The 17,426-nt window shown below is 37.6% G+C and carries 9 protein-coding genes; 6 read left to right on the top strand and 3 right to left on the bottom strand.

Annotated features, from left to right (window positions below; translation table 11 throughout):
* Positions 1–590: 590 nt before the first annotated feature.
* On the top strand, positions 591–2,348 hold the full coding sequence (locus H6G86_RS35570; RefSeq protein WP_190938304.1) for a ShlB/FhaC/HecB family hemolysin secretion/activation protein: 1,758 nt from the start codon (positions 591–593) through the stop codon (positions 2,346–2,348).
* Between the two features lie 207 nt (positions 2,349–2,555).
* Here H6G86_RS35570 and H6G86_RS35565 read toward each other — a convergent pair whose 3' ends face one another.
* Entirely contained in the window at positions 2,556–3,899 is a 1,344-nt protein-coding gene (locus tag H6G86_RS35565) for a cytochrome P450 (protein ID WP_190938303.1), read from the bottom strand.
* Between the two features lie 100 nt (positions 3,900–3,999).
* Between H6G86_RS35565 and H6G86_RS35560 the strand changes: the two genes are divergently transcribed.
* A complete protein-coding gene (locus H6G86_RS35560) occupies positions 4,000–6,567 on the top strand; it encodes a two-partner secretion domain-containing protein (protein WP_190938302.1) in 2,568 nt (855 codons plus the stop codon).
* Between the two features lie 64 nt (positions 6,568–6,631).
* The gene (locus tag H6G86_RS35555) at positions 6,632–9,070 is read left to right on the top strand and encodes a CHAT domain-containing protein (protein WP_313931618.1); all 2,439 of its coding nucleotides are present in this window, start codon (positions 6,632–6,634) and stop codon (positions 9,068–9,070) included.
* Positions 9,071–9,083: 13 nt separating this feature from the next.
* Here the strand turns inward: H6G86_RS35555 and H6G86_RS35550 are convergent, their stop codons facing one another.
* Positions 9,084–10,091 carry a hypothetical protein gene (locus H6G86_RS35550; RefSeq protein ID WP_190938301.1) on the bottom strand — a complete coding sequence of 336 codons (1,008 nt, stop codon included), beginning with the start codon at positions 10,089–10,091 and terminating at the stop codon, positions 9,084–9,086.
* Between the two features lie 287 nt (positions 10,092–10,378).
* Positions 10,379–12,232, bottom strand: a complete 1,854-nt coding sequence (locus tag H6G86_RS35545; protein WP_190938300.1) for a protein kinase domain-containing protein — start codon at positions 12,230–12,232, stop codon at positions 10,379–10,381.
* Between the two features lie 469 nt (positions 12,233–12,701).
* Here H6G86_RS35545 and H6G86_RS35540 point away from each other — a divergent pair, with 469 nt between their 5' ends.
* From H6G86_RS35540 to H6G86_RS35530, 3 genes are all read left to right on the top strand, one after another.
* Complete coding sequence (locus tag H6G86_RS35540; RefSeq protein WP_190938299.1) at positions 12,702–14,222, top strand: helix-turn-helix domain-containing protein; 1,521 nt, start codon at positions 12,702–12,704, stop codon at positions 14,220–14,222.
* A gap of 285 nt (positions 14,223–14,507) precedes the next feature.
* Positions 14,508–14,696, top strand: a complete 189-nt coding sequence (locus tag H6G86_RS35535) for a hypothetical protein (RefSeq protein WP_190938298.1) — start codon at positions 14,508–14,510, stop codon at positions 14,694–14,696.
* A gap of 237 nt (positions 14,697–14,933) precedes the next feature.
* Positions 14,934–17,426 (top strand): plasmid replication protein, CyRepA1 family (locus H6G86_RS35530; protein ID WP_190938297.1); only part of this gene is annotated, 2,493 nt, incomplete at its 3' end.

Here is a 17,426-nt window from a genome sequence, read left to right as displayed (position 1 = left end):
GGCTACCAGCACATATTTAGTAAATAAAGTTACTTCTTACTTAGATTTTATTTTTGCGATCGCTTGTTTTTTACTGGATCTGACAAAACCGCATTGCTCCCGTCTGACCTTCGCCTCTTTTCCCACCCAGCTACGATTATCATTATTGTTAAAATGCTTTTGAGTATTTTAGCTGATTGACCAAATGCACTTTTTCCTATCTTTTCTTTCACTGATGCCCTACACCTTAAGTTCAATATTATAATCGCGATCTTCACTGGAAAAAAGCTTTTCTCTCATGAGAGTTTATATGTAACTATTCATTCTCTCACTGCGAAATAGTCAAAACCCTTGATTTTTCGTTTTGAAAAAGTAATAGTATAAAATACTACTTTTTCTGAAAGAAAGAATGAATTTTCAGCTTGCTAAGAAATAAAAAGTGTACCACTAAAGCAAACAAAGCTCCACAGCTTGGCATGAGAATCATTCTTCGTCTAGTGTTTTAAAAACTACTTGAAACAACCACACAAATAATAATTTTTTTATGCTGAATTCTAGCAACTAACGAGTGTATCCTATTTTGATAAGTTCCCGATTGATGTTCCAAATTAATGACCGCTAACTTACCTAGAAAAATTTCTGCTCTGGGACTGTTTATATTGCTTAATAGTATAGTTTACAAACCATTAAAAGCAGAGGTTCCAGCACGCCCTCCTATAATCCCTCAAGTTATCCCTAGAGATATCCAACCACCTTCGTCCGCTCCTCTGCCAACGCCACAACCACAGCAATCGCCTTTACCTCAACAAATACTTCCACCCTCTAACTTAAGTCCTAATCTTGAAGAACAGTTTCCTGACACAACTAAAGAAACTTTCACTGTGAAACGATTTGAAGTTCTTGGTGGCACAGTTTTTAGTCAACAAGAGTTAGATAAAGTTCTTAAAGAATTCATCAATCGCCCGATTACACTCGATGATTTGTATCAGGCACGACAGAAAATTACTGACCTATATATTGACAAAGACTACATTTCATGTGGTGCCTATATTCCACCTCAAAAAATCTGGTCTGGTATCGTTAAAATTCAAATAGTTGAAACTAAGCTCAGGGATATTGAAATCGAAGGTACACGACGATTAAACAAGAGTTATATACGTAGTCGTATAGCAGCAGGAAATAACGGGCCTCTCAATCAAAAGCGTTTGCTAAAGTCATTGCAGCTGCTAAAATTCAATCCTTTGATTCAAAACTTATCTGCTAATTTACAACCGGGGAATATTCCTGGGCAGATTAAGTTAGTTGTAGAAGTTGTTGAGGCGAGAACTTTTAATGCCCAAATGATTCTTGACAATACACGATCCCCTAGCATTGGAAGTTTCCAACGCCGAATACAAGTAAATGAAGCTAACTTACTGGGACTGGGAGATAATTTAAGCCTCGGTTACAGCAATACTGATGCTAGCAACTTTTTTTATGGCAGTTACACACTGCCTCTCAATTCCAAAAATGGAACTCTCTCTTTTAACTATGGAACTGGCAACAGCAGTGTTATCGAACATCCTTTCGATACCTTAAATATCAAATCTGCTTCCCGATATTATGAACTAACATTCCGCCAACCAATGTTTCAATCCCCTACTGAAGAATTGACTTTGGGTTTAACTGCCTCTCGACGAGAAAGCGAAGCCAATTATGCTCCACTAGGAGAACAAATTCCTTTTCCTCAATTAGGATCTAACGACCAAGGAAAGACCAGAGTATCCGCATTACGATTTTTTCAAGAATGGATTACTCGTGGCAGTACTCAAGTCTTTGCAGTGCGATCGCAATTTAACTTGGGGCTAGATGTATTTAATGCCACAGTTAATCAAGATGCTCCTGATAGTCGTTTTTTTTCTTGGCAAGGGCAAGCTCAGTGGTTACGATTACTAGCTCCTGACACCTTACTATTATTTGGTTTCAATACTCAATTAGCAACTAGATCCCTTTTACCTCTAGAACAGTTTAGTCTGGGCGGAATTGAAAGTGTACGTGGCTATCGTCAAGATTTACTGCTGGCTGATAATGGTATTTTTGCTTCGGCTGAGGTACAAGTTCCTATACTTCGCATATCTAAGATAAATGGAATATTGCAACTTATACCATTTACTGATTTTGGTATAGTCTGGAATAATTCAGGAAGCACAATTGCTAACACCAACAGCCCTAATATTCTTGCTTCCATTGGACTGGGATTGCGATGGTCGCAGAATGCTAACTTTAGCGCTCGTCTTGACTACGGCATTCCTGTTGTATCTGTTGACCAGCCAAATCAAACATGGCAGGAAAATGGACTGTATTTTTATTTGCAATACAATAATTTTTAAGCTTAATCTACCCACATACCTTAAGTTATCTAGAATTAATCTTGGCTAAAGTCACTATTTTTAATCAAACCTATTGATTTACTTCTCCATCTGGAAGAAAACACAACAGTAACCTTCATAGCTATTTTAAATACCTTAAAAGGTTACATCTTGATTTAGTTGAATGCATAAATAGAAATATTCATAAAGAAATAAATTTAGATTCTATTAGCGCACTCCAGTTACTACCATTTCAAAATTACTAGGAGGTACCATAAGAATTCCACGTCGAATAGGCTTAATAGGACAGGTCGTAATTAATCTTAATTTCAAACGTGACAGTATAGTTGCCAATACAAGTTTAATCTCAAGCTGCGCTAAAGCTGCGCCAACACATCGGCGATTGCCGCCACCAAAAGGCAAGTATTCGTAAGGAGAAAATTGACGCTCCAAAAAGCGTTCGGGATTAAAACGTTTGGGTTCTGGATATACTTCTTTTCTTTGATGAGCCAAGTAAATTGAAACATTCACAATTGTTTGAGGTTCAAGCTGATAACCTTCAATCTCTATAGGCTTTTGTACAACCCGTGTAAAGGCATTTAAGGCAATTGGATAAAGACGCAATGTTTCAGAGCAAACTGCACTGAGATAAGGTAGCCGAGAAATTTCGCTCTTATCTTTAGTAAAGGTGAAACAGTTAAGTTCAGATAAAAGGTTTTTTTGAACCTCTGGCAAGTAGTGACTCCAGTATAATGCCCAAGAAATAGCAGATGCAGTAGTTTCGTATCCAGCGAATATTAATGTTAATAAAGAATCACGAAGCTCAATGTTTGTCATTGATTTACCAAACTCGTCCTGTGCCTCCATAAGCATACTCAGAATGTCTTTAGAGGGAGAATTAGTTTGTCTTGTCCGTTCAGCAATCAGAGTATACATCACTTGATCTAACTGCTCTATTTGATGCATTAAATTTGCCTGTGGACTCCAGATTCCGCAATTGTTTTGAAATCTAGAGAACAATAGCATAAAAATAGAACTCAAAGGATTATCGAAAATTTCAAACAGCGAGTTAAGCATCTGTCGCAGTTTATTGTAATATTCACCTGTTTGCAATCCAAACACAACATGAAGGATGACACGCAAAGAAATTTCCTTCATGACTGAGTGAACTACAAAAAACTTTCCGGTAGCTAACTGGCTTATTACTTCTTCAGTAATCTCACAAATAACCTGACTATACAGGCGCATTCGTTCTGTGTGAAAAGGAGGCAACAACATTCGTCTTTGATGTCGATGGCGTTCATTGTCAAGAAAAATAATAGAATTTTCTCCTAATAATAGTTTCACAAAATCACTATTCTGAATAGAACTAAGATCCTCTGGAGAGGATGTAAAAATTTTTTGAATGGCTTCTGGACTGCTAAAGTAAATAAGAGCAGGAAGCTCGTTCCCTCTAAGTCTAAAAACACTACCGTAGTCCTCAGACCAAGCATCTAAAGTTTCTAATGGGCGAAGTAAAAACTGAATACTCTGTAATAAAGGTGAGGTTTTTGGGCCATCAGGTAGATACATAAAATTATATTTTTAATTACTAAAATAAATATTATCATATAATTAGTAGCTTTATATGCTACCTTTTCATCATTGTGTTTAATAGATTTTAAACTTGATTATGAATATTTTTTCTATCCGCGCCTTAATGGTATCTATTTTGATATCTAATCCTTTTTCTTTACCTATTTCTTGTGTTTTCGCCCAAATAATTCCAGACAAAACATTACCTGTTCCTTCGCTTGTTACCCCTCAAGGAACGAACAATATAATCGAAGGAGGAAGTCAGGCAGGAAGCAATTTATACCACAGTTTTGATCAATTTTCTGTTCTTACTGGAGACACTGCTTTTTTCAATAATCCTATAAATATTAAAAACATTATTACTCGTGTAACAGGTAGTTCAGCCTCGAAAATTGATGGATTAATTAAGACTAATGGTAGTGCAAATTTATTCTTTCTTAATCCCAATGGGATTTTATTTGGTCTCAATGCACATCTAATTATTGGTGGTTCTTTTATAGCAAGTACTGCCAACAGCATCCATTTTCCTAATGACATTCAATTTAGCGCTAAAGCTCCTGAGAAGACTCCACTATTAAGCGTGAATGTTCCTATAGGGTTAGAGTATGGTGGTAATTCATCAGGATCAATTAATGTACAGGGTAGTGGACACAGCCAGGTTATATATGGGAATCAGGTGGCTGCTTCAATTACCTTATTAGGAGCAGGAGAAAGTCAAAATGGTCTGCGTTCACAACCTAGTAAAACTTTAGCTCTAATAGGAGGTGATGTTTTATTTGATGGTGGGCTAGTAACTGCTCCTTCTGGACAAGTTGAAATAGGTGCTGTTGACGCTGGTATAGTGAATTTCACTTTTAATGATTCAGGCTTAAGTTTAGATTATAAAGAAATAAATAACTTTAAAAACATTAGTTTTATTAAGCAATCTTTGTTAGATGCTAGTGGTTTTATGCCAGGATATATTTCTGTACAAGGTAAAAATATAAATTTTACAGATGGCTCATTAGCTTTGATTGCAAATCAGGGAGTTTTTAATTCAGGAGCTATACGTATAACGGCAACTGATACTTTAGATTTAACAGGGATAACATCTTTTAATATGCAAGCTTTTCTCAGTGCTACAAGAATTAATCGAGGTATTATTACTTCAACTAATTCTGGCAGAGGAGGAGATATTATCATTTCAGCATCAAAAATGATTGCTCAAGAATCAGAAATAATTACTCCTCTAAGTTTTGGTAATGGTAATAGTGGAAATTTAACTATAGATGCTTCAGAAAAAATAGTAATTCGTAGTGTTGCAGTTAATGAAAGTTCTGGAGTTGCTTCTGTTTTGGGGACTGTAACTTACGGTTCAGGTAACGCAGGTGATGTAAAATTGTCAACCAAAGAATTATTAATTGAAGATGGAGGAAGCTTACAATCTTTGACTTTTGGTGATGGCAGAGGAGGTAAAGTAACTGTAAATGCTTCTGAGCTTTTAAAAATTTCAGGTGGGCATCCTAACTTCGTGTTGCTAGCTTACGGAACACCACCTATTCCTACTTTTTCGGCAAGCAATATAACCTCTCTGTCCGTTTCTGCTGGCGATGCTGGTGATCTAAGTATTAATACAAGACGATTGATTGTTGAAAACGGAGGTGTAATTGCAGCATCAGGACTTAAAACTGGTAATTCTGGTACTGTAAATATTAATGCCCTTGAATCTGTTAATATTAATGGTTCAAGTTCAATTAATCCTTCTTTGAACCCTAGTAGAATAAGCTCTTCTGTAGGTACTAGCGACCCTTTTGTAAGCTACATATACAATCTCAAGCAACCGTCTGATGCTTTATCTGGAAACATTTTTATCAAAACAGGAAACTTAAGTTTAGAAAATAATGCTCAAGTTGAAGTTAGGAATGATAGTACAAAAAATGCTGGGATAGTAAGAATTATTGCAAATTCTATTAACTTAGATAATAAAGCAGGGATAACTGCTTCAACTAAAAATGGTCAAGGTGGTAACATCAATTTGCAAACTAAAGTTTTGAATCTATCTGACAATACCTTTATTTCTGCAACAGCAGGTGGCAACGGTAATGGAGGCAACATTACTACCAATGCAGATATTATAAATGTTTTGGCAAACAGCCGGATCACAGCTAATGCTTATAAGGGGCGTGGTGGTAACATTCAAATTAATACTCAAGGATTTTTTGCCTCTCGTGACAGTAATTTTACAGCTAGTTCCGAATTAGGAATTAATGGCAATGTTCAATTTAACATTTTAAATAATAATCTTATCCCTCCTAAAATATTAGCAGAAACAATTCAATTACCTTCTGAAATTACTTCAGCTTGCCAAGGAAATTCCAGCAACACAGCTAGTAAGTTTGTAATTATCGGAACAGGTAGTGCCCCACGTACTTATCAAAGTCAAGTATTTAACAGTAATGGATGGCACGCTAATTCTGCTGCTATAGTCTCAACTTATAACAATTTAGGCAAACAAAGCTTACCAAATAATGAAAACCAACCAATTGTAGAAGCACAATCGGTGTTGATAGAACCATCAGGAGAAGTCAATTTATTAGCATCTAGCAATCAGGTTGCTGCTGTTGCTTCACAGTTGCCTAAAAATTCTTGCTTTGCTACAAATTCTACATCAAAATTATTTCCATAAACCAGAGCAATAAGTGAAAATTACTAGACGTAGATATTTATTTTGCAGTGTTGTAGGTTTCCTTGTGGCAACTGGCAAACCATCTCGGCTCATGGCTCAAAATGTCAACAAAATCACTCAGCAGGCAGAATTTTGGACTGAAAAGGGGCATGAGCTATTAAACCAAGGTAAGTATTTGGAGGCGCTGGAGGCTTGGAAAGAGGCTACTAAAATATATGGTCAACTCGATTATGATGAAGGTGTTGTTGGGAATTTAATTAATCAGAATCTTGCTTTACAAGGATTAGGCTTATACCTTAACGCCTGTGACATACTTTTAGAAGCTTTAAAAATAGATAAATTGAATTATTATCCAATTTTTTCTTCTTTTAATAAAAAAAGCAAAGAGTCTCTCAATACAGCAATTAATCGAATAAAACCTACTCCAGTTAATTTGTTAGCATTACAAAACTTGGGAGATATTTTACGTTTACTCGGTAGCTTAGATGAATCAGAAGTAGTTTTAAAAAAAACGTTATCATTCGTCAAACAGATAACGCCAAATCAAGATGTTAGTTTAATTTTATTATCTCTGGGAAATACTAAACAGTCAATGTATGAGCGTTCACGCTCACAATCAAAATGGATAGAAGAACTAGTTTATAAAAAAGAAGCTGTTGCTAAGGTTCAGCAAAATGCACTCTTGTCACTTGAGTATTACCAACAAATAAATAATCTGGCAAATGCTTCTACTATTGTAAAAGTGCAGGCTCAACTCCAAAGTTTGAGATTATTGTTAGATTTTGATGGATGGCTATTAACACAGTCACAGACAAGTCAGAGGTTTAAAAATACTAAAATTAATATTAATCAACAAATTCAACCTTTAATAGATTTAATCATGAAAAACTCTTCCTCTTTCGAGGAATTGCCTATTAATCAATCTGTCTATGCCAAGCTTAACTTCTCTGATAGTCTAAATAAAACTTATAATAAAAGTTTACAACCTGTAGCTATACAATATGCTGAATCTGCCTTACAAACTGCCCAAAGTATCAACAATCAACTTCTACAATCCTTCTGTTGGGGAATACTAGGCAAATTAAAACCAGATAAATCAGAACCATACTTTAGGCAAGCTTTAGGGTTTGCTCAATCAATTCGAGCATGGGATGTCGCATACCAATGGCAGCAACAGTTGGGTGATTTATATCGAAAACAGGGAAAGCATAAACCTGCTTCCAAGATGTACCAAGCAGCTATTGATAACCTAACGCAAGTTCGTACTAATCTTTTAACTAGCAATCCCGATACACAATTCTTTTTCTATGAAAAAGTAGAACCAGTTTACCGGAACTACCTAAAATTGCTACTAGAAAATTCTTCTACTAATATACGAGAAGTAATACAACTACATGAAGAATTTAAAATAACAGAGCTAGAAAATTATCTTCAGTGTGGCAAGCTTAATCTTATTTCTTTGAATCAAATTCAAGATTTAGATATTAAACCAACAATTATTCATGTAATTGACTTATTGGATAGCATAGAAGTCATCTCTCAATCTCCTAAACAACCTCTTCATCATCACTCTATTGATCCTCAACTAATTAAAGAACATATTAACAATCTTGTAAACACTTTACAAGACAAAAATCTTGCTTACACTAGTGAAAATGTTATTATTGCTCATTGTCAAGCCCTTTATAGATTAATTATTGCACCTATCAAATATTTACCAGCATCAGGAATGCTAGTATTTACTTTAGATGCATCTTTTCAAAGTTTACCGATGGGCTTGCTTCATGATGGTAAAAATTATCTGATTGAACACTACGGTATTACAGGAACTTTGGGATCGAGAGTGCAACCACCTAAGATTTTACCTCCCAAACAATTAAGGGCTTTCATTGCTGGACTCAGTAAGGTAAGTCCTAGTTTTTACGCTCCCAATGCTCCCAAAGGGCTCAAAGCATTGCCAGGGGTAGAAATAGAAATAGCAAATGTAAAAAAAGAAATTCCTTCTTCAAAAGTATTGTTAAATGAAGAATTTCTTAGTCCAATGCTAGATAAAGAATTGAGTACAGATGATTTTTCAATAGTTCATCTAACCACTCACGCTCAATTTAGTTCTGTTGCTGACAGAACAATGATTTTCGCTTGGGATAAACCAATTACTGTTTCCGAATTTAATACTTTGCTCAAAGAAAAAACCCAGTCTAATCAAGAAGGAATTGAGTTATTAGTTTTAAGTGCTTGCCAAACAGCCAAAGGTAATAAAAGATCCGCATTAGGAATTGCTGGAGTGGCAGCACAAGCTGGAGCCAGAAGCACCATAGCTACTCTCTGGCAAGTAGATGCTAATTCCAGTGCTTTACTTCTGAAAATATTTTATCAAGGATTGAAAGATGGTTTAACCAAAGCCGAAGCACTACGTCTTGCACAATTACAAATGATATCAAACCCTCAATACCAACACCCTTTCCATTGGGCAGCATTTTTACTTATTGGCGGCTGGCTATAATTTCATGAGTAAGTTAACTACTTTTCAACCATTTCACCAATTTCAACCCTGCTTGTACCTTTTCTAATTCAGATGTTTTACCACTATTATTTGCTAATTTAGCTGCTATCGTGTAGTTCTGTTCCGCTTCATCTATTAACAAGGCTCCTAAATAACGATCGCCTAGTAGTCTGTAGATACTTGGATTTTTACTACCTGCCATAACTCGTGCTTTTAACGTCTTAATTGATTCATCTAAAAGAAGCTTTGACATATATATAGCATCCATATCCCAGAAAGCAGCTTCATCAGGTGGCAATCCCAGGTTTTTGATTTGTTTGACTTCACCTGTAATTTGCTGAACATCGTCAAAAGGTAAAAGATGGACTACTAAGGGGCTATAATTCAAAGGTTGATCGCCACGGTTACTAATTATAGTGATTGTATACGTATTCCCATACTGTAATTCTTTTTGCTCTTGAGGATATGGTAGGGTTGTAATGTCTTTTACATCTTTCTCCCACTCGACACCATTGCCTTTTACTACTACCGTATAGCTATCAGCATCTACTACTGAGCGCCAAGAGATTTCTGGTCTATTATTTATAATTGAACTGCCGTAAGGACTAGTTACAATCGGCAAATTTTTTTCATTATCTGGCCCTTTATAGTCATGTGGACAATGGACTATATTTAATACTGAACACTGTACAGCTTCGTTAGGTGGTGGCGCACATATTTGTGTATTAAAAATAGTAGTCTGCTTCAAATACAGAAATTTTCGATTTGAGAAGCAAAGAACTTTGACTACACTTCCGTTTTGAGGATTGATCCGCTCTCCCAGACACAAATATTTTCCCGATCTCAGGGAGCGATCACCCGTGCTATAAACTCGACCACTTGGTTCATTGCACAAATTCTTTTGTAATATTCGTTCCTGTCCCCATCCACTGTTAGTAGCCAAAAGGATTAGTGTTGATATTGATACGAAAGTTGTAAATCGGCGGACTGCAAAGACTCTTTTAGTTTGGCTGGTCAGCATTACAACAAGACACAATAGGTACTTACAATTGGCATTTTAATGTAAGTAGAGAATAAATAAGTATAAAGTTTGGTTGCTAGCTTTAAGGGGACTTAGATAGGAAGTAGCCACAAAAACCCTCAAGCGCATATACAGAGATACTTTGACATCGTTTTGGCTAGTTACTTGATATATCTAGGTTTCAAGCTTTTTTGAGCCTTTGGTGTATTTTACTTACCCTGTATAGCTTTGAGGCTTGTTTCTGCCTCAAAAATGTTTAACTCCTGTTAAAATGGGCTTACCCTGCTCTAGCGAGAAGAAGGCTTGAGCCTAATTCTGTGTAATACATCCTTACGCCAACGAAAAACTTCTGGCTGTTTAGACTCAAGTATCAAGCAGGCTTCCCAGTTAAGCCAGGAATTATCGTTATCACCCAAAGCTTCTTGAGTTTGTGCCAGTAAACAGTAAATATCTGCTCTTTGACCATCCAACTTTTCTGCCTTTTCTAAATATTCCTTTGCTTCACCTAACTGCCTTTGCTGTAATTTCGCCCATCCTAAATTTTTATACAATGCAGCTTGTAATTTTGGTTCTTTAGTCTTTTGTAGACCTTGTAGTGCCAGAGTAATCGCCGCATTATAGTTACCTTTTAAAATTTTTAATCTGGAGAGGTTATTGATAACTGGAATTGCTTGACTATTAATTTTTATAGACAACTCATACTGCTTCTCTGCCAAGCCTTTTTTTCCTTGATCATCATAAAAGGTTCCTAAGCCATAGTGTCCTTCCCAACTATCAGGCTTTAACTTCAAAGCTTTTTCATAATTAATAGTTACACAATCAAATTCATTTAATAGCTGGCAAACAAAAGCTAAATTATTGTGAGCGTCTACATCTTGATTATTATAGTTTATCGATAACTCATAATATTTTTTAGCATCTTGCAACTTTTGAGTACTACGAGATGCTTTATCAAAATAAAATTGGGAAATATAATTTTTGACTTGAGGTTTAATTTTTATAGCTGAATCAAAAAACTCTTGTGCGCTCTGAGAATCATTTGCTGCCTCAGCCCTCTCTCCTTGAGCTAATAAATAATTAGCTGCTAGAGGTATAGATAAAAAGATACCAAAAATACTTAATAAACCTATTAATGTATATTTGCTAAATTTAAATATTTTAGAATTAGCTAATCTATAATTTTTAATTTGCTGAGGTAGTTTTTCTAACCTCTGCAAAATAACTCTAGTTGTTTGCGGACGCTGCCCTGGAAAAGGAGCCATTAATTCATCAAGAAAATCAGCAAAGGGCTTGTCAATCTGCGGTGTTTGCTCTCTCCAAATTAGATTTCCTGTCTTTTTATCTGTTGGAAGATCCATCAATTGAATGCCAGTCACTAATTGCACAAAAGTCCGACCCAGAGCATAGAAGTCTGATTGAGGTACTGCTTGACCATTTATTTGCTCCAATGGAGAGTAACGAGGAGTACTGACAGATGTAATTTCGTATCGTCCTCCCCTACCTGTGCTAGATCCCCCACTTCCACTGACTTTTGCCAAGTAGGTATCAGTCACTCGCCGTGCTACACCAAAATCAATTAATGCAAGTTGTCCACTTGACTGAAGAATTATATTAGAAGGTTTAATATCTCTATGAAAAATTTCTGTACGGTGTACTTCATCAAGGATTTCAACTAACTGTCGAAGCCATTGTAATGCTACGGATTGTGAAATTCGCCCATTAGACTCTAACCATTGTTCTAAATTTTCTCCTTCAAATTTATCCATGATTAAACAATGCAATGTTAGAGAGCTATTATTCGGAATAAAAGTGAAAAAGTCATCTATAGTACTTTTAGGAATACATGGGTGTTCAATAAGCCGTAAGGTGAGAGATTCCCGCTCAATAAGATCAACTAACTGAGGTGTGTTCCATTTTAAAACTTTCATGACTCGCCGCTTACGCTCAGGATTCCATTGAGTGCCGGCATCGTCCACTTCAAAAACTTCCATATAGCTAAATGGGTTTTCGGTAAGCTCTCTTAATGGCTTAACTAGACAAATGCGGTCGTTAATTAGCAATGAAGTCCCACATAAGAGACAGTGATTAACGTCATCAGGATTTTGACGTTGTTTGCAAAGAGGGTTGATACAGTAACCCATATTTTAGTATGTATAACGTAATGCATAGAAATTTACTCACACTACCTCTTGCTGTCGCAATGGAACAACATATAAATTGAAAATTTTAGGCAGCCTCATTTTAAACATCAATGTATACTACCATTAAATACCTGCATTGCTTAGAAAGAGAAGTAATAAATATCACACCAAACAACAATTACTGGAAGACTCACTGTTTAGCTGAAATGAAAATTCAATAGCCAATTTCAGTAAATAGCCTTAAGTGTAAGTGCTAATCTTCCTCTTTTCTCTTGCCGTACTCCATCCCAGATGTGTCTACGAAAGTAATTCCTATTGTAAGTAACCGACATTAGAAATTTCTATAGTACTTTTTTGAAAAAAATTAACTATAAAATGAAAAATCAAATATGATTGATACAATGCAATCTCCTCTTAAAACTAAGCCTAATCTATAAAAATGCCCAAAATGGGCATTTACTGTGTAAAAATGATTAACAAGGTTACAGTTTTTAGTACTGAATCGCAATTCCAGGCTCCTACTCACTCCTCCCTTAAGCAAACAGGACAGGAGCCACCAAAAGTACTTTTTACGGTGAAAGTTACTTTTGAACTAGCCCTAGCTGTAGTAAATAAGTTAGTATTTGCCAAGAAAGGTAGATATCTATCCGAGGCTGAAATCCTTGTTATAAAGGGAGCGTGGGATGACAATGACTATGAAGAAATAGCAAGTAACTCATCTTACAGTCCTAACTACTTAAAAGGTGGCATAGCCCGTCGATTGTGGGATATGCTTTCTGAAACTATTGGAAATGGCGAACGGGTTGGCAAAAAGAATCTGCGTGATTTTTTGGAACAAGTTACGGAAGAATATTATGCTCAATCTGCGTCAAAAGAGGAGCCGAACTTCCCTGCCAACGACTTAATACAAGTTTTGGGAGGACAACTACCTGATGTGTCTAGTTTTTACGGACGAGTAAAGGAACTAACTCTTTTAAAAGAATTAATAGCTAAACAGCGATGTATATCCTTGGTAGGAGTAGCAGGAATCGGTAAGACTGCATTAGCGGCAAAACTTCTAGCGGAAATTAGTGCAGAATCTCAACCTAGATTTGATTATTTGATTTGGAAATCAGTTGCTCATGCACCACTACTTCAGGATTTAGTAACCGAACTGTTAGATATAATTGAGCCTTTAGAAACACCCTCAAGCTCACCTAAGTATACTCAAGCAATGATTACAATGTTGCTGAAGCAGATGCAATCACGCCGTTGCTTGGTTGTGCTAGATGAATCTGAAGCGTTATTTCAGACAAAAAATTTAGAGCAACGACTAGATTACAGACTATTTTTTCGCCGTTTAGTAGAAGAACAGCATCAAAGCTGTTTGCTCTTGACTAATCGAATTCTGTTTGATGAGCTGAATGATCTGATAGTAGCGAAGCGACCTCTTCGATTTTTTAGAATTGAAGGTTTAGATGAAGATGCGGCAATGCAGTTTTTGTCTGAAAAAGGATTGACTGACACAGAAAAGTGCCATCAATTAATTCAAACTTATCGTGGTAATCCTTCGGAACTAGAGGCAGTAATTGAGAGAATTAATCACTTTTTTTCTGGCAGTACACAAGTATTTTTTCAAAACCCAACAACTCTTGTCAGTAGTAAGTTTGAAGCAATGCTTAATCATGTTTTTGGTCACGTATTGACAGAAATTGAGCGAAAAATTCTGATTTACACAGCAGAGGAGATAGTTTCAACTACAGAATTTATTAGCTTTGCCAAGTTATTAAGTGATATCAGGCAGAGACAGAAAGCGTCTGTGTCAACTTTAGAGTTGATTAAAGCGCTAGAAAATCTGGAAAAACAATCATTGATTGAAAGCAGTAAAAATCCAGTTACTAAAGAAATTAGTTTTACTCTCCAGCCAGTAATTAAAAAGTATATCTTAACTGATCCACAAGGATTGGTGCGTGTATCCAATGCTTTGCCAAATTTAGCGGTCGCATCTTAAGCAAAAGCTTTTCATAATATTGCAGGGTAATCTACCCTACACAGAGGTGCTACCAACCCTCGATTACCCCTAAAAAAATCCTTAAAAAACGTGGAGGTCAAAAGCAAAAATCAAAACAACGTTAAACACAGAGGGCATTGTAAGATCAGAACGAACAAAAGATGGAGGTAAATATACAGGAACACAAAATTTAAAGGACAAAACGTACTTAAGAAGTAACGCTTTGTCCAAGGAGCAAAAAACTAAATAACTCCAGAGCGGGGTTATCTCACAAAAACCAAAGCGGTGGTAGTTAAAGTTTGGCGACTTGATTCCACTAACTGGTCAAAAGAGATTAAGTCCACGCTGCTTCTTGTATTATACGAGAAACCACACGAAACTGGTGCTTTTCATGTGGCAGTTTTTGCTGTTGAAATTCCTCAAAGGGGCGAGATATTAAGTTTGATTAAGAAAAAACCCGAATTTCGTAGTTAAAAACCCTTAGCAGCGCAACAACCCCCTCTGAAGCTTGTAAACCGAGTTATCAGGGGAAAATATTGTGATAAATAAAGAACGCCCCAAGAGCGCAGTAGTAGAGCGCATGGGGTCGAGTGCAGCTTTCGCATGGCAATTTTGTGCTGTGACGAAGGAAAATTTTCGGAATATCCAGGCTAGAGCAAGAGTTTCGCAGCTTGAAAGAGTTCTCCCCAAAAAATTCCTTGGAGAGAACCGATGAACGTAGCGACAACTGAATATCCCAACAACCTCACGGCAGCGGAATACCATGAGTTGTTAGCTGGTAGCGCCATTCATCCGGCGTTGATTAAGCGCAACTTTTTCCATGTAGAGGGAGAATCAGTTTATGATTTCCTGTTCATATCTGATAAAATCCCACGTAAGAATGCGGGGCGAGTCACCGATGGATACTTAAAGCTGTATCAGCATTTGCTGTTAGGTGGGACGTGGATTCAATCACTTGACCCATTCAAGAACTGGCAACCGATGGAGTGGGGGCGGATTAAGCCCAACTTCCCGCGCATTGATTGGCAAAAAGGGAAACCCGTCAAATACGAGTCGCCACCCAAAACTCCCAACCGTGTTACCTACTTCGATGTCACTAACCCCATCTGGGACAAAGTTGCAAAGCGTTATTTAATTAAGCGCTATCATTCACTTTTAGCGCTGCGCCTGTTGGATAAACTCAATCCACTAATATTTTGGGAGTGGATAAAGCAACACCCAGAGATTCCGATTATCTTATGCGAAGGGGAAAAAAAGGCTGCTTGCTTGCTGAGTCTGGGGTTTGTAGCGATCGCACTCCCTGGAATTTGGAACGGGCGCGTGGGCAAACAAGATTTTGATGAACGGTTGCATCCTGACTTAGTACCAATGGCTCAGGCGGGACGCAAGTTCATAATTCTTTTTGACTACGAAACTTCTTCTAAAACCAGGTGGTCAGTTTACCAAGCCACTGTTCGCACTGCAAAAGCAATCGAATCGGCAGGTTCTGAATGTGAAGTTGCATTACTGCCGGGGCCAGAAAAAGGTGTTGATGATTTTGTAGTTAGTCGTAGTGAAGATGCCAATGCTCTGCTAACTGCAATTATAGATGATGCCAAATCACTTGCCGATTACCAGCGCTCGTATCGGGCTAAAAAATGGGGACTTAGCAAATACAGACCAGATGTCACCGTTAATGTCAAGTATCTCTCTGAGGCTTTGTGCATTCCTGAACTTGAAGAAAAATGCAATCTGCCTGAGCTTTATGAGCTTGAAAAGGAACAACTTTTCACGCCATCTATAAAAGGACATCCTCCAAAGAAGGAGTCTACGGATTCTGGCGGAGTTGATTCAGACAAATCGAAGAAATCTCCTACCTTCAATTTCCCAAAATCAGGACTAGTCGTACTCTGGAGCGACATGGGCACTGGTAAAACTGAACTTATGCGCTGGTGGCGTGACCAAAACCCCGACGCACGGTTCCTCAACAATGGACATCGGGTTAACTTGCTGAAAAATCTTGCCGAACGCTTGCGGACGGCGATGTATTCAGACTTGGGTTACACAGGTTTAGCCCAGGCCCAAGCCCTTAGTATTACTATTGACAGCTTGCATAAACTCAATACTCAGTCTCTCACCTATGGCTGCATATTTATTGATGAAGCTTGCCAATACCTTACCCACCTGCTGCACAGTAATACTTGCAAACAACATCGCGCCGCCATTTTGGAGGTACTGGAATATATAGTATACAATGCGCCACTGGTCGTCATCGCTGATGCACACATGGACGATTTAACGGTAAACTTCTTTCTTGCAATGCGACCACTCGGTGAAGTCCCGTACATTATTAAAAACGAGTGGCGAAACGGTTCACGCACAATTTATTGGTACGAGGGGGATAATTCTAGCGCCATAGTCGCCCAAATCTCGGCAGCGCTGATGCTTGGTGAGAAAGTCATGGTTGCTAGTGACAGTAAGCGTTTCATCAAAAAACTCGACAAATCCTTTACTATCAACTACGAAGAATCTAACTCCGAAAAATCACATACACAAAAAAAATATCGTATTTGGTCGGTTCACTCTGACAATTCTGGCAGTGATGAAAATGTCGCTTTCATCAAAGATATCACCAACGCCGTCAAAAACTTTGATGCCTTGTTCACCTCTCCCAGTCTCGGTACTGGTGTCGATATTTCGGAGTATCATTTTGACTTAGTATTTGGTGTGTTTCACGGCGTTTCCCAAACCGCTACTGAGTGTGCCCAACAACTGTACCGGTATCGCCCGAAAGTTCCGTTTCATATTTGGGTGGCCCCGCGTCCTCCCTTTGGTTACAAGGATACAAATGCTACCAAGATTAAAGAGCGCTTGCTCCAAACCAATGAAATGACCGCTTTTCTGTTGCGGATTGACCGTCAAACAGGCAAGCGGGGTGCAGAGAAAGATTGGGCGCTTGAGGCTTACTGCCAAATTATGGCTAACCGCCACTATTCTCTCAATAATCTGCGTGATGATTTGCGATCGCTTCTCACCGAAATGGGCAATACATTTATATATGTGGGCAGTGATTCAGATCCTCAATCCCTTGAAAGTCTTAAAGCGGCAGCACAAGCTTTGGATAGTGCCCACAATTCGGCTGTTGCCAAGGCTAAGAATATTACTTTGAGCGAGTACCGTGCCCGTCAGAGCAAAGATTACCTTGACCCTAATGAAATTTTTGAA

The sequence above is a fragment of the Nostoc sp. FACHB-133 genome, from assembly GCF_014698055.1.
Lineage (GTDB): Bacteria > Cyanobacteriota > Cyanobacteriia > Cyanobacteriales > Nostocaceae > Nostoc.
This window is presented reverse-complemented; position numbering and strand designations above follow the sequence as displayed.

Bases quoted from the DNA above. Each gene is read 5' to 3' on its own strand.
- H6G86_RS35570 (WP_190938304.1), top strand. From the start codon at position 591: ATGACCGCTAACTTACCTAGAAAAATTTCTGCTCTGGGACTGTTTATA.
- H6G86_RS35565 (WP_190938303.1), bottom strand. From the start codon at position 3,899: ATGTATCTACCTGATGGCCCAAAAACCTCACCTTTATTACAGAGTATT.
- H6G86_RS35560 (WP_190938302.1), top strand. From the start codon at position 4,000: ATGAATATTTTTTCTATCCGCGCCTTAATGGTATCTATTTTGATATCT.
- H6G86_RS35550 (WP_190938301.1), bottom strand. From the start codon at position 10,091: ATGCTGACCAGCCAAACTAAAAGAGTCTTTGCAGTCCGCCGATTTACA.
- H6G86_RS35545 (WP_190938300.1), bottom strand. From the start codon at position 12,232: ATGGGTTACTGTATCAACCCTCTTTGCAAACAACGTCAAAATCCTGAT.
- H6G86_RS35540 (WP_190938299.1), top strand. From the start codon at position 12,702: ATGATTAACAAGGTTACAGTTTTTAGTACTGAATCGCAATTCCAGGCT.